A 13,427-nucleotide genomic window follows, 5' to 3' on the forward strand; every position below is an offset into this window, starting at 1 on the left:
GCATGAGGTACGCGCGAAGAATTGCCGCATAAGCGAAGGGATACGCTTTGCTGCAAGGGTTGAGCCCCTTAAGCCGTCGCCCGATTTGCAGCGCGAGCCGGGTGGCTTGCACGCCTTTCGAAGGAACTTCGCCGCGCTCTCTGCATTATCAGGGAGTGCTGAAAAGGAGCCCGCGATGCCATTCATTCAAACTGCCGATCAGACCAATCTTCACGTCAAGGACATCGGACATGGCAGAGCTGTGATCCTCATTCACGGCTGGCCTCTGACCGGCGACATGTTCGAGTTTCAGACGATGGCTCTGCTTGAGGCAGGATATCGGGTGATCACCTATGACCGCCGCGGCTTCGGGCAATCGTCGCACCCGGCGGAGGGCTACAATTACGATGTCTTTGCTGACGATCTTGCGGCGGTGCTCGAAGAACTTCAGCTCAACGACGTCATTCTGGTCGGCTTTTCGATGGGCGGCGGCGAGATTGCACGCTACCTTTCGAGGCATGGCAGCGAGCGGGTGGCAAAAGTGGTGCTTGTCGCCTCCGTTGTGCCCTATCTGTTGCGGGATGACAGCAATCCCGACGGCGTGGCGCCCGAGATCCTTGAGGATATGAAATCCCAGGTCAGAAAGGATCGCTTTGCCTTTCTGCAGTCATTCGCAAAGGCCTTTTACGGGGTCGGATTTGTCACCAGCCCGGTCAGCCAGGCCCTGCTCGACTGGAGCTTTGCTTTGGCGATCATGGCAAGCCCGAAGGCCACCCATGACTGTATCGACGCTTTTGGCAAGACCGATTTCCGCAACGACATCGCAGCCTTCACCATGCCGACACTGATCATCCATGGCACCGACGACAACACGGTCCCGATCGAACCCTCGGCCCGTGCAGCGGCCAAGGCGATCGCCGGCTCCCGCCTGGTTGAATATAGCGGCGAGCCACACGGATTGTTTGCCACCGCAGCAGAACGTCTCAACAAGGATATTCTTGACTTTATTCAGGAATAATTGGGTCTTGGGTTCAATACTAAAATTCAAATGACGAAGTAAATAAAAGTATTCCCCTCCCAATGTCCACAAGTATACATTGGGAGGAATTTTTATATTTTTATTCATCTATATCCATAGGAACGACAATCCGTTACAATGTTCGCAATATGTTCACGCCTGGGTGCAAGTTTTGATGGATCAGATGAAGCAATATGATCGGAACAGGGAAGCGTTGCGGCTGGCGGCGCTGGAGAGCTATGACATTCTCGACACGCCCCGTGAGAAGGAATTCGATGATATTGCGGCACTGGCTGCCAGGATCTGCGGCACGCCGATTGGCGTGCTGAATTTTATCACAAGCGAGCGGCAGTTTTTCAAAGCAGAGGTTGGACTTGGGCTGCGTGAGACACCCTTGGCGAGTTCATTCTGCGCCAAGGCAATTCTGGAGGAGGATTTCCTGCTGGTTCCTGACGCCACAATTGATGCGCGGTTCCAATGCAATCCGCTGGTCACCGGAGATCCCTATATCCGCTTTTATGCCGGCGCCCTGCTGAAATCCGAGAACGGCTATCCGATTGGCACGCTCTGTGTACTGGGACATCAGGCAAAGACGCTGAGCGAGGAGCAGGAATTTGCGTTGAAGGTGCTGGCAGGTCAGGCGATCTCCCAGCTCGAGTTGCGGCGGCGGATTGCCGAGCTCAGTTATGATTTGACGGTGGAACGCCGCCTTTCTTCCAAAAGACAGGTCCGCGTCGCCAGTACCGACGCCAGGCTCGAACAACTCAAACAAGACGATGAGCGCAATGCGGCCGCGCAGGCTGCGGGTGGCGTCGGCATTTTTGAGGTGGATACAAGTCTCAACACGATCACGGTTTCCAGCGAATTCTGCCGTATCTATGGCGTCGCCGAAGCCAGGAGCTATCCGGCTCGCCTGTTTGAGGATCTGATCCTGCCTGAGGACCGTCATCATGCATCCACAAGCGAAAGCCGCACCAGCGCATCGGCTGTTCTTGACGTCGAATATCGCATTCGACGGGCCTCGGATCAGCGCCTGCGATGGATTGCGCGGCGAGCCCAGTTTCTGGAAGACGAACACGGCAAGCCACTGAAAATGGTGGGGGTGGCGATTGATGTCACCGATGCCAAGCGCAAGGATGCCCGGGTGGCTGCATTGCTGGCACTGGGGGATCGGCTCAGCCTTGCGAGCTCGCTGCACGATATTGCAAGGATTGCGTCTGAGATCCTCAGTGAGGGCCTGGGCGTTGATCGGAGCGGCTATGCCAGCATTGACACGGGCGGGCAATCGATCAAAATCGAATATGAGCATGTTCAGCCGGGGATGGCGCGACAGGTGGAAAGCCATCACAGCGCTGATTACGCACAAACGATCGCCCGGCTTGGCGAAGGGCGGCTCGTGGCAGTGGCCAACACCCATGGGGAAGCTTTTCTGCAGGACGAAGCAGCGATCTATCGTGATCTGAATATCCGCTCGTTCATCAAAGTCCCGCTGATCAAGGATAACAGGCTGGTTGGTGTCTTGTTTGCCCATGACGAGCGGCCGCATTTCTGGAGCAAGGCAGAGCTCGATTTCGCAGCCGGTGTTGCCGATCGCACCTATGCGGCGATCGCCAAATTTCATGCCGAGGCCGAACAGCGCATTCTCAATCATGAACTCAGCCATCGGATGAAAAACAGCTTGGCGATTGTGCACGCGCTGATCGGTCAGACCCTGAAAGGCGTCACCCAAAGAGATGCGGTGGAAGCCCTGTCCGGTCGCATTCAGGCGCTGGGCAGCGCCCATGAACTTTTGCTGCAGCAGTCCTGGTCCTCGGCGCAATTGCGTCAGGTCATTGAGCAGGCAATGTATCTTCACGCGGACAAAGCACGGGTGTTTTTAAGCGGCCCGCCAACCACGCTGGGCCCGAAGGCAGGGCTTTCGATCGCCTTGCTGCTGCATGAGCTGGGCACCAATGCTCTCAAATATGGCGCCCTTTCCAATGATCTGGGAGAGGTTCATATTTCCTGGAGCGTGCAGGATGGCGACAGCAGCGATCCGCATTTAAAGCTTGTCTGGGAAGAGCGGCTCGGGCCGCTGATTACCCGACCCGACAAGACCGGATTCGGGTCGAGATTGATCCGGTTGGGGCTGGGCGGCACCGGTCAGTCGGAGCTCGATTACCGGTCAACCGGTTTAATGGCAACGTTTCGTGCACCATTGGCGATGATAATGCATCATCCAACGCAAGCCTAGGGATGTGACATGCGCACTGAGACGCGAAGCCCCAAGACAATTCTGGTCGTTGAAGATGAGCCTGTGCTGCGGCTTGTCGCGGTCGCCGATATTGAGGATGCCGGCATGATTGCGCTTGAAGCGAGCAATGGCAGCCAGGCGCTCGAGATCCTGGCGACGCAACCCTCAATCGATTTCCTGTTCACCGATATCGACATGCCGGGGGCCATAGATGGAGTTGCGCTTGCAAAACTTGTCCAGCGCCGCTATCCGGCCATCAAGGTCATTCTTGTTTCCGGCTTGTCCACCACCCCGCAATTGATGCTCGACACACCGGTTCCCTTTTATGCAAAGCCCTATGATATGGCGCATATTCTCCAGCATATGCGGCTGTCATCGTAAATGCGCAGCAAAACACGCGCCGGCGGCGCGCAGACTTTACCGGCTGCAACGCAATCGATTGGGCATGCGGGGATGAAATACGAAGAAGAGCACGTGGATGTCGGCGGCTTTCGGCTGCGCAGTGTGGTGATTGCCGGGCAAGACCCGAAGGTCACGGTTGTGTTCATTCATGGCGCCAGTTGCAGCCTGCTTGACCCGCTTTTCACCTTCAGAGCGCTGTGTCCGCCAGAGATGGAAATGATCTTCGTCGACCGGCCCGGCCATGGCCAATCGGAATTTGGTCCCGCCTCGATGCTGCTTCCGGACGCGCAAGCCGATGCTCTGGCGCTTTTAATGCAACAGCGCGGGATCGAGCAGGCGATCATGGTCGGCCATTCCTATGGCGGTGCGGTCGCCGCCGCCTTCGCAGTCCGGCATCCGCAGCGGGTTTCGGGCCTGCTTTTTTTGTCGCCTGCAGCCTATCCGTGGGTTGGCGGAATTTCCTGGTTTAACAGCGTGGCGCGGTTGCCGGTGCTAGGGGCCTTGTTCAGTTTTTTTATCGCCCCGCCCTTTGGCGCCTTGCTGCTGCGCCAAGCCACCCGTTCCGTGTTCGACCCCAATCCTCTGCCAAAAGCCTATATTGGCCAGAGCAAGGCCTGGCAGGCGCTGCGGCCGCGCCAATTCAGACATAATGCCCGCGAACTGGGGGCGCTGAGCGCCTGGGCTGCAGGCGCATCGCCGCATTATTGTGAAATCAAGGCGCCGAGCATCATCATCAGTGGTGACAGCGACGAAATCGTTTCCCTCGATGTTCACGCCAGGCCATTGGCCCGGGCAATTAAAGGCGCGGAGCTTCATGTCATCCGCGGAATGGGGCACAAGTCCGATCATGTTGCCCGTAATCTGGTGATGGCAGCGATCGGCAAACTTCGAGGCAAGCCCGTCGATCTTTCAGCTTTGGCAAGACAAACCGAGGCGGAGATCGCACGTGGCACGCGCATTATTGCCCCCCCGTAGCCGCCCCTCAAGGCCGCGAAAGCGATCCGGGACTGAACAAACGCAGGCCGGATCGGCTCAGTGCTACTGCAACAAGGTTTCTGTCGCATCCAATGTTTCGATCTGGGCGATCTGATCAAGGGGCACAACCTTGAGGGATGCTGCCGCAAAGATACGCTTGAGGTCAAACCGGATGTAATTCAAGGCATCATAGGTGCGCACATAAAACTGATCATTGCCAAGATCGGCCAGCACGGTCCAGGAGGTATATTCGGTCTTGTAGGCCTGGCCCGGTGCTGCGGAAATGCCTTCAATATCAAGGCCACCTGACTGGGGAGGGTCAATGGTGATACCGCGCGGACGATCGAAATTATTCATGACATGGGCGAGACTGCGCACAGCCCGGGCCGGCTCGGCCTTTTCCGCAAAAGTCGCATAATAAGCTGCGCGTACGAAGCGGCCGACCGAGGTATTGGAGGCAGGCAGGCCTGCGGTCGCAATGCCGGAATCGGGCTGGGTGACAGTCAGCGCTCCAAATTTTCCGGTCGATTGATCGCGATTGCTCAGAAAGGTGTAATTGTTGAGATTGGTGAGATGCCAGGGGAATGCAGGACCATTGGTCATCACACCGACCGGATTGTCATAGACATTCTGCTTGTTATCGGAGAATTCGATGACCAGCGATTGTCCGGCGCGATCATGCACGACAAAATGAAACGGCGTTGTCGCCCCATGCAGCGGCGCCAGTGCGGTCAAAAGGACCTGGTTCTCGGCGAGTTTCGCCTTGACCGCCCCTGTCGTGGCGCATTGGCCAAGCACAAAGGCACCCAGATCGATTGCCGCCAACATGGCTTTGGTCTTTTCGGCATTGTCTGCGGGACCTGAGGCACCCGCATAAGCGAGCACACTAAAGCTCAATCCCTGTTCATTGACGCCTTCGACGATCTTGAGGTCATCCACGCTGCCATTAGGCACTGCGATCGCAAAGATTGCGTAGTCGCTCACAAAGTGCAGGGGTTGATGACCATCGGCGCTTGAGGCGAAGCTGTGGCCTTTGGGAATGGAGGCGATCACATAGGGGAGTTCCATCGACAGTTCCATGGTCCGCCCGGCATAGGCACCGGCATTGGCGTCGCGTAACAAAAGCGCGGTGCATGCGAAAAAAAGATCATGCGGCGCCTGCAAAGGCGAGAGGTCACAAACCAGTGGTAGAAGATTTGACAGAAAAGACATTTTTCATCCCCTTTGAAACATCGAACGCGTCACCGCAAGGCCCGTGGCTCAACAGGTATCAGCTGATCACAGGCTGTTCAAGACAGCGGAATCTTTGTTTTGCGTCTGGTACTTAAGTCATTGCTGAAACAGCACTGTGTGGCTTGCGGCGCGCGCCGGCATTGCGTAATCATGGGCCTGGGCAGGAAGCTGTATCGCATGGTGCATGCAGCAGGGACAATGGAGACCGCAAGCTGTGTCAGGTCCGTCATTTGCTTTATTCGGGGCTTATTTCCCATCCTGGATGATGTGTCTTGCCATCGCGATTATCGTCACGGTGGTGTTGCGGGCTATTTTCATCCGCACAGGCCTTGACGACATTCTGGCCTTTCGTCTTATCACCTATACGGGGATAGTTATTGCGATCGCCTGTGGTCTTGCTCTTTTCGTCTATGGTCGGTGAGTATGGAAACCAACGCTTACAGTAAGAAGCCCTTGAGCCTTGCCGGCATTATGATCCTGATCATCATTGTGATCATCGCCGCCGTGATGGCCTGGCTTTATCTGCGCAAGGCTCATGACAACCCGCTTTCCAATGACGCGGTGATCGGCGCGAGCATAGTCAATATTGCTGCAAGCGTGCCGGGCCGGATTCTGTCGATCGATGTTGCCGAGAACCAGGCTGTCAAACAAGGCGAGATGCTGTTCAGCCTTGATCCCGAGCCCTTACGTCTCATGGTGGAGCAGACGACCGCCGATCTCGAAATCGCGCAGGCAGCGCTTGAGACCCAGCGTCGCGCCACCAAGGCCGAGACACAAAATGCGCTGATCGCCGATCAGCAGGTGACGCGGGCGCGGACCAATCTTGATCTTGCGGAGGTCACGCTGAAGCGTTTGACGGCGCTCAGCCCCAAAGGTTATGTCACGCGCCAGCAGGTCGATGACGCAACCACGCTGCGCAATGATGCGCAGATCAGCCTGGCACAAGCCGTCAAACAGGCGGAGGCCGCCAATACACTGGTCGGATCGCTTGACAGCGCCGAGGCTCTGGTACGGGCCCGGCGCGCGGCCCAGGCACTGGCGCAGCATAATCTTGACAATGCGGTGGTGCGGGCGCCGCATGCAGGACGGGTGGTCGGGATCACCAATGGCACCGGACAGATCATCGCGCCGGGCCAGTCGGTATTCACACTGATTGACACCGACAGCTGGCATGCAACAGCGACATTTCCGGAGACGGAATTGCGCGGCATCAAGGTCGGCGCTTGCGCGCATGTGCGCATTCTCGCTGATAGTGCGGTGGTGATCAAGGGACGGGTGGAAGGTATTGGCTGGGGTGTGACCTCGGAGGAGCTGATCAATATTCCGCGTAATCTGCCCTATGTGCCGAAGAATCTGAACTGGGTGCGGATCGCGCAGCGTTTTCCTGTGCGGGTGAAACTGATCGATCCGCCTGCCGATCTGACGCGAGCGGGCGCCTCGGCTGTGGTGACAGTGCATGATGGCAGCACCTGCTAGACGGGGGCTGAGCGCCGCCCTTCGCGAGACAGTCAGCGACCTGGCGCCCTTCCCGGGACGAATGGCCACGGCCTGGCGGGTGGCAGCCGTCTGCGCGCTGGTTGCGGGGATCGCGATGATGTTCAACATCCCTGAATCGGCGATCAGCTGCTATCTGGTAATTTTCCTGATGAAGGCCGATGGCGCAGAAAACCTGGTGGTGGCCATCGCCGCGACCCTGGCCATCACCCTGCTGATTGCCCTGATGATCCCGATCATCCAATGGACGGTGGAATCGGCATCACTGCGCATTGTAATCATGATCGCGGTGTCATTCGCCTTCATATTCCTGGGCGCGGCAAGCAAGCTTGGTGAGGGCGGCAGCATTGTGGCGCTGATCATCGCCTTCATTCTGACGCTGGTCAACGAGGTACCGGTCAATGGGGTGATTTCGATTGCGCTGCGCTATGCCTGGGAAATGGCGATCCTGCCGATGCTGGTGATTGCGGTTTTCAGCCTGTATTTTGGAGGCTGGAGTGTCTCGCTGTTGCGCCAGGAATTGCGCGACAGATTGCTGCTGGCGCGCGAGGCCCTGCTCAATGGCCCCTCGCCGCTTGTTACCGACAAGCTTGCTGAAGGCAATGACGTCGAAAGCAAGCGGGCAATGCTGGTGAAGATCCTGCATCAGACATCGCAGCAGAATGCAGCACAGATCAAGGCGGATATTCCCGCCTCCTATCAATTATTATTTGCGGTCAGCGCGGTTCCGCAAGCGGCAAGCGTTGAGAGCCGGCAATCCATTGCCGGCGAGATCGACGCAATGGTGGATGCGCTTGACCGCGGCGAGCCGCTGCCCCCGCCAGGGCGTGCCGAGAACGATCTGCCTTGCGGACCTTTCAAAGCCATCCGTCAGGCGCTGAATACGCTGGCAGGACAGCAAGAGCCCTCCTATAAAAAAGGGGCGGGCGAGCGCTTTTTTGCCGCCGATGCTTTCACAAATCCCGCTTATCAACGCTTTGCGCTGAAGACCACGCTGGCAGCAATTCTGTGCTATATGTTTTATGCAGCGATCAATTGGCAGGGCATCCACACGGCGATGGTGACCTGCTATGTCGCCTCGCTGGGAACCGCCGGCGACACGCTGCACAAGCTTGCGCTGCGGATCGCGGGTTGTCTGATTGGTGCGGTGATTGGCGTCGCCTCGATTATCTTCCTGATGCCGCAGATGGAAAGCGTTGGCGGTCTGATGCTGCTGGTCTTCTTTGTCGCCCTGCTGGCCGCCTGGGTTGCGGGGGGAAGCGAGAAGCTGTCCTATGCCGGGGTTCAAATCGGCCTCGCCTTCACCCTGACGGTCCTGCAAGGATTTGGTCCCACCACCGATATGGATACCGCGCGTGACCGTATTTTTGGTGTTCTGGTCGGAAATCTTGCAGTCTATCTCGTCTCGACCCTGATCTGGCCGGCACCGGTTGTCACCGTGATAAGGCAGCATCTGGCACAGGCCGCGAGAAAAATCGCACAGATTGCCGCCTGTCCTGCCGCTACCCGCATGGAGATGATCACCACCGCAGCCGAGGTAGAGCAGCTTTTGGGCGAGGTGCGTTATTGCTTTTATCTGCTGCCATTCGAACCCTTGCGATTGCGACCATCAGAGGCGATGGAAAAAACCTTTGAGAGCCTGAGCGATCAACTTGCCTCGCTCAACAAGGACGTCTATTTCTGTGAAGGAGAGGCTGATGACAGTGCCAGGCGGCTCGAAGCGCTGGCGCTTGGAATTGAACAGGCGGCTTTCAACGAAATTGGTCTTTTTAACACATCGCAGGCTGCGGAAGGCTTGACGAGGGATCCGGGGGGAAATCAGATCGGCACGCGTCTCGAACGTCTGGAAGCACTGGTTGCGGGTGAGCGGGCATGAGAGGCGGCACCAGGCTCTTGTTTGTCGCATGGGCTTTGAGTGCGAGCCTTGCTGTTGCGGGATGTGCAGTGGATGCCCTCAAGCTTGCGCCTTCGGCCGCTGACCAACCCTGGCAAGCCGCAAAGGAGCCGGGTCTAAAAACCGCCGCGTCACAATCCTTGGCCGAGCGCAAGGATTTCAGTGTGCCGGCCAATCCCGAACTGGCACTGATTGCAAGTCCGGTCGCTTTGGACACCCGGCCCTCCTATGATCTCGCGCAGCTGATTGATCTGGCGCAGCGCAGCAATCCTGTCACGCGCAATGCCTGGGAAAAGGCGCGTCAGGCAGCGCTTGGTGTCGGGATGGCGGAAGCCACGCTGTTGCCTGTTCTCACCGCCAATGTGATTGGTGGCGTCCAGAAGACCACCACACCGGTCGAGGTTCCGCTGATTGGGCGACGCGATGTCGATACGACGCTGAAAGGCGTGACGCCTGCGCTGGCGCTGCAATGGCTGGTGTTTGATTTTGGTCAGCGCCAAGCCTTGGTGGAGGTCGCCAGGCAGGGCTCCTTTGCTGCCAATGTGACCTTCAATGCGATGCATCAGAAGCTTATTTTTGATGTGACCCGCACCTATTACGAATATGGTGCGTCGGTGGCCGGTCACCGGATCGCCGAACAGACCCTGCGCAATGCCAAGGCGGTGCTGGCTGCCGTCCAGGCGCGGCTGAATGAAGGACGCGCCACCACGATCGAGCTGGCGCTTGCCCGCCAGCAGGTGGCACAGGCTGAACTGCGTCTGGTCAAGGCGCAGGGACAGCAGGATAGCAGCTATCAGGCGCTGCTGGCTGCGATGGGCGTGAATGCCATGCTGAAAATCAACATTGACGGTTCCACACGCCGGGCGCTGCCCTCCACATTTGACGGCGTCACGCAGAAGATGCTGGAGAGCGCCTTTTCACGGCGTCCGGATGTGATTGCAAGCTACGCGGCGTTGCAGGCGAGCAAGGCGGGCATCAAGGCGGCGCAGGCCGAATTCCTGCCGAAGGTTTTTGTGTCGGCTGCGCTGTCGTCAAGTTCGAACCGCTTTGATGCCGGAAGCCTGCCGTCGATCGGCAATCAGTCATCGGGGGCGGGCATTCTGGTTGGCGCGACCATGCCGCTTTATGACGGCGGCTTGCGGGCAGCGCAGCTCAAACAGGCGCAATCCACGCAAAATGCTGCGGGTGAAACCTTCCGCAAGATCCAGCTCGATGCGGTTGCCGAAATCGTCCTGGCCTCCAATGCTCTGAAGACGGCGCTTGCCGCCAACAAGGCGGCGCTGGTGCTGGTTTCGACCTCGGCCACAGCCTTTGATGCCGCGCTCGATTCCTATCGCAATGGGCTTGGGACCATCACCACAGTGAATGAAACCAATAATGGGCTGCTGGACGCCCGATTGGCACAGACTGATGCGCACACGGCTGCATTGATTGCCGCCGCAAATCTAGCGTTCTTTTCCGGTGCCCTGACGTCGACAAAGAGCCTGCCCGGCATGGCTGGGAGCCAATAGTTGGCTGTCGCGGCCTGCCGCGTTCTCCAGCATGAGCCGACCAGAACAGTTTCACCTGCGGGCCTGAAGGCAGACTTGCGCCCAGCGCCTTTGAGCAAGGCCGGGGATCAAGGCCGGGCAGAGCCACGCGCACAGGGGCTGCATCTGTCAGAAGGCAACGCCATGATTGAGGGCCTGGCGATGTTTTTTCCAAGTCAAATATAGACCGCGCATTTGAGTAGGTAGTGTTGCCATGTTGCTACAGACATTCTGGTGCAGTGCACTATCTTGAAGTGAGTGAACAATTTGGGCTCTTAAGGGAGCTGGGAGATCAGAAATGAATATCAAGTCCATTCTTCTTGCCTCGACCGTTATTCTTGCTGGTGCATTTGGCGCACAGGCTGCAGATGCCATTCAGTATGAAGAGCCAGTGCCAGTGGTTGCCGCTCCGGTGTTTTCCTGGACCGGCGGTTATCTCGGTGGCCAGATCGGCTATGGCTGGGGCAAGTCGCGCTTCAGCAATGAATTCACCGCGATCAACGTGAAGCCCGATGGTTTCCTCGGCGGTCTTTATGCCGGTTACAATTTCGATCTCGGCAACAGCTTCGTGCTGGGTATTGACGGTGACGTCACCTATAACAACCTCAAGGACAGCTATTCGGAAACTGATCTTGGTGTGACCGACAGCCTTGAGAGCAAGCTGCGCTGGTCGGGTGCCGTTCGCGCCCGTGCAGGTGTCGCAATGGATCGCTTCCTGCCATATATCGCAGGTGGTGTTGCATTTGGTAGCGTGAAGAACACCTTGTCTTCGACAGATGGCATTGACGAAGTGAGCGTGTCGCAGAGCAAGACGCTGACCGGCTGGACGGCTGGCGCAGGTGTTGATTACGCGGCAACCGACAATGTCATTGTGCGCCTCGAATATCGTTATACCGACTACGGTCATAAGGACTTCGACTTCGGCGTTCCCGATGCAGGCGTCCGCGACAAGTTCAAGACCAACGAAGTTCGTCTTGGTGTTGCCTACAAGTTCTAATCACCACGGTGATAGAGTTCGAAAGCCGTCCGGAGCAATCCGGGCGGCTTTTTTCATGAAGCAACGCAAAATCACCCTGCTGTCCTTGTGATCAATCCCTGCGACCTCGCATCGGAAAGGTTGAGCTTCGATTGTTCAACGAGCGCGCAAAATGCGCTTTCCTCACGCCGATATGAGCCAGCCAAGGGGTTAAACCCATGCGAAGAAGACAAGCAGGCTTTGTGAAGATCGACCGCGCCGTCAAAATTCCGCTAATAGAAGCCCTTAGGAGCCGCCAGACGCTCCTTTTTTTTCAAACAAGCGATCGATGCGATCAGCGAGGCCTTCAGCGCGATTCCAACCCAGCGGCATCCCCAATGATCTGCAGTCGCGGCTCTTGCCTCTGCTTATTGAGGGCCGCGCGATGCCTTTCCGATAGCTTTGATACGGATCAGGCCAGCAGCATGGTGAAGCCGCGCATGCGCCTATTCGCGGTTCGGTTGCGCCTCCGTCAGCTGCCTTAATGGTTAAAGGCTCGCTTTGTATTCAGTTAACGACTTTGCTGTTAGGATTGCAGCATGAGACAGGGATCGCACAGTTTCTTTAAAATTGTCGGCGCGGTTCTGCGGATATTGTGCATCGCAATACCGGTCATCGCCGCGCTGGGTGCTCTGGTGATGATCGCCCGATACGAGCAAGGCCGAAGCATTATCCCGACCGACCATGTACCCGGCGCCACTCAACCCACCGGTAACTAGCAAAGGCCGATCGTAGCCGATATCGCCTTTCCAGCCTTTGTTTCCAGGATCGGGGAGAGGATCATTGTGGCCGTCGAAAAGGGCCGACACAGTCGTCACTCACGCCGTATTCAGCGGTTTTTTTGCATTGGCATGAGAGAGGAATAGCCTTGGCATGCAGCGGCTTTAGAAAGTGAGTTCCCACATCAGCCAAGGCACTATTCAAGACGGATTGTTATGGTGAAGCCATCGCGCCAAGTCGCTTGAGGCCGATTACGCGGCCCTACTCGACGGCAGCGAAGGCGAGGACCGGGCACCGACTCAGCTCGAGGACGGTGCGTTGCAATCGAATTTGATAAGGGACTGCTCCATTACAACTTAAACCACAGCGCTTTGACGTTCGAGCTTGCCAAACATTAAAGACTGAGCCGCAGCACAGCTCGGAAAATGGAGGCTCCATGAGCGGGTGGCAGACCCAAGTTGCAGCACCTGCACTCTTTGCCAAGGCGGTGTGAGCAAAGGCCAGTTTGCCGGCTATTTAGTCCGGCTTTCCTATGCTGAATGCATGTATTGGTTTTGAGTTGTCACGCAGATCATGCCTCTAAGTTACCCCAATTGTCTTCTTGCTATTTTAGCCGCACACTATAAGTCTGAATGGCCAGCCCTACATTTTTCTTGGGCATGCTGGCGGGGATTCAATGATCCTGACCCGCAATCTGAAAGGAGGACATCATGTCTTCCACGACACATCTCGCCGGTTGTCACGGCAACAACCGCATTCTCAACCAGATGATGGCGAGAGCTGGGTATGTTACCTCGAGGTTAAAGCCGCTACCCGAGCCGCTTTCTGAGCAGTCTAAATTGGTTTTGCAGAATTTCATGACCGGTTTGATGCGCGACCATCGCGCTGATATCGCTGCCTTCCCTGCACCCCGCCTGGCATTTTGTACGATGTGA

At 57.1% G+C, this 13,427-nt stretch carries 12 protein-coding genes; 10 read left to right on the forward strand and 2 right to left on the reverse strand.

Annotated elements, in window-relative coordinates; translation table 11 throughout:
• The first annotated feature begins 175 nt into the window (after nucleotides 1-175).
• The 4 genes from CEV34_RS20340 (at nucleotide 176) to CEV34_RS20355 (ending at nucleotide 4,607) form a co-directional block, all read left to right on the forward strand.
• On the forward strand, nucleotides 176-997 hold the full coding sequence (locus tag CEV34_RS20340) for an alpha/beta fold hydrolase (protein WP_007880763.1): 822 nt from the start codon (nucleotides 176-178) through the stop codon (nucleotides 995-997).
• Between the two features lie 175 nt (nucleotides 998-1,172).
• Nucleotides 1,173-3,230 (forward strand): GAF domain-containing protein, encoded by a 2,058-nt coding sequence (locus CEV34_RS20345; RefSeq protein WP_094544379.1) that lies wholly within the window; start codon nucleotides 1,173-1,175, stop codon nucleotides 3,228-3,230.
• 9 nt (nucleotides 3,231-3,239) lie between these two features.
• Nucleotides 3,240-3,611 carry a response regulator gene (locus CEV34_RS20350; protein WP_094544380.1) on the forward strand — a complete coding sequence of 124 codons (372 nt, stop codon included), beginning with the start codon at nucleotides 3,240-3,242 and terminating at the stop codon, nucleotides 3,609-3,611.
• Nucleotides 3,612-4,607 (forward strand): alpha/beta fold hydrolase, encoded by a 996-nt coding sequence (locus tag CEV34_RS20355; RefSeq protein ID WP_094544381.1) that lies wholly within the window; start codon nucleotides 3,612-3,614, stop codon nucleotides 4,605-4,607. It abuts the gene before it with no gap.
• A gap of 63 nt (nucleotides 4,608-4,670) precedes the next feature.
• On the opposite strand, the gene CEV34_RS20360 is transcribed toward CEV34_RS20355, so the two are convergent.
• The gene (locus CEV34_RS20360) at nucleotides 4,671-5,819 is read right to left on the reverse strand and encodes a linear amide C-N hydrolase (protein WP_094544382.1); all 1,149 of its coding nucleotides are present in this window, start codon (nucleotides 5,817-5,819) and stop codon (nucleotides 4,671-4,673) included.
• A gap of 235 nt (nucleotides 5,820-6,054) precedes the next feature.
• On the opposite strand from CEV34_RS20360, the gene CEV34_RS20365 reads away from it, so the two are divergent.
• The 5 genes from CEV34_RS20365 (at nucleotide 6,055) to CEV34_RS20390 (ending at nucleotide 11,754) form a co-directional block, all read left to right on the forward strand.
• The gene (locus CEV34_RS20365; protein WP_007880775.1) at nucleotides 6,055-6,261 is read left to right on the forward strand and encodes a YtcA family lipoprotein; all 207 of its coding nucleotides are present in this window, start codon (nucleotides 6,055-6,057) and stop codon (nucleotides 6,259-6,261) included.
• A gap of 2 nt (nucleotides 6,262-6,263) precedes the next feature.
• On the forward strand, nucleotides 6,264-7,316 hold the full coding sequence (gene mdtN, locus CEV34_RS20370) for a multidrug transporter subunit MdtN (protein WP_094544383.1): 1,053 nt from the start codon (nucleotides 6,264-6,266) through the stop codon (nucleotides 7,314-7,316).
• Entirely contained in the window at nucleotides 7,297-9,210 is a 1,914-nt protein-coding gene (locus tag CEV34_RS20375; protein ID WP_094544384.1) for an FUSC family protein, read from the forward strand. Before mdtN ends, CEV34_RS20375 begins: the two co-directional genes overlap by 20 nt.
• Nucleotides 9,207-10,739: a TolC family protein gene (locus CEV34_RS20380; RefSeq protein ID WP_094544385.1), complete on the forward strand. Its 1,533-nt coding sequence runs from the start codon at nucleotides 9,207-9,209 to the stop codon at nucleotides 10,737-10,739. The genes CEV34_RS20375 and CEV34_RS20380 overlap by 4 nt, the downstream gene beginning before the upstream one ends.
• A gap of 316 nt (nucleotides 10,740-11,055) precedes the next feature.
• Nucleotides 11,056-11,754: an outer membrane protein gene (locus CEV34_RS20390; RefSeq protein WP_007880791.1), complete on the forward strand. Its 699-nt coding sequence runs from the start codon at nucleotides 11,056-11,058 to the stop codon at nucleotides 11,752-11,754.
• 506 nt (nucleotides 11,755-12,260) lie between these two features.
• Here CEV34_RS20390 and CEV34_RS20395 read toward each other — a convergent pair.
• A complete protein-coding gene (locus CEV34_RS20395) occupies nucleotides 12,261-12,581 on the reverse strand; it encodes a hypothetical protein (protein ID WP_179253602.1) in 321 nt (106 codons plus the stop codon).
• A 621-nt stretch (nucleotides 12,582-13,202) separates the two neighbouring features.
• Between CEV34_RS20395 and CEV34_RS20400 the strand changes: the two genes are divergently transcribed.
• Nucleotides 13,203-13,427 (forward strand): hypothetical protein, encoded by a 225-nt coding sequence (locus CEV34_RS20400; protein ID WP_007880792.1) that lies wholly within the window; start codon nucleotides 13,203-13,205, stop codon nucleotides 13,425-13,427.

The organism is Brucella pseudogrignonensis (genome assembly GCF_002252525.1).
Taxonomy (GTDB): domain Bacteria; phylum Pseudomonadota; class Alphaproteobacteria; order Rhizobiales; family Rhizobiaceae; genus Brucella; species Brucella pseudogrignonensis.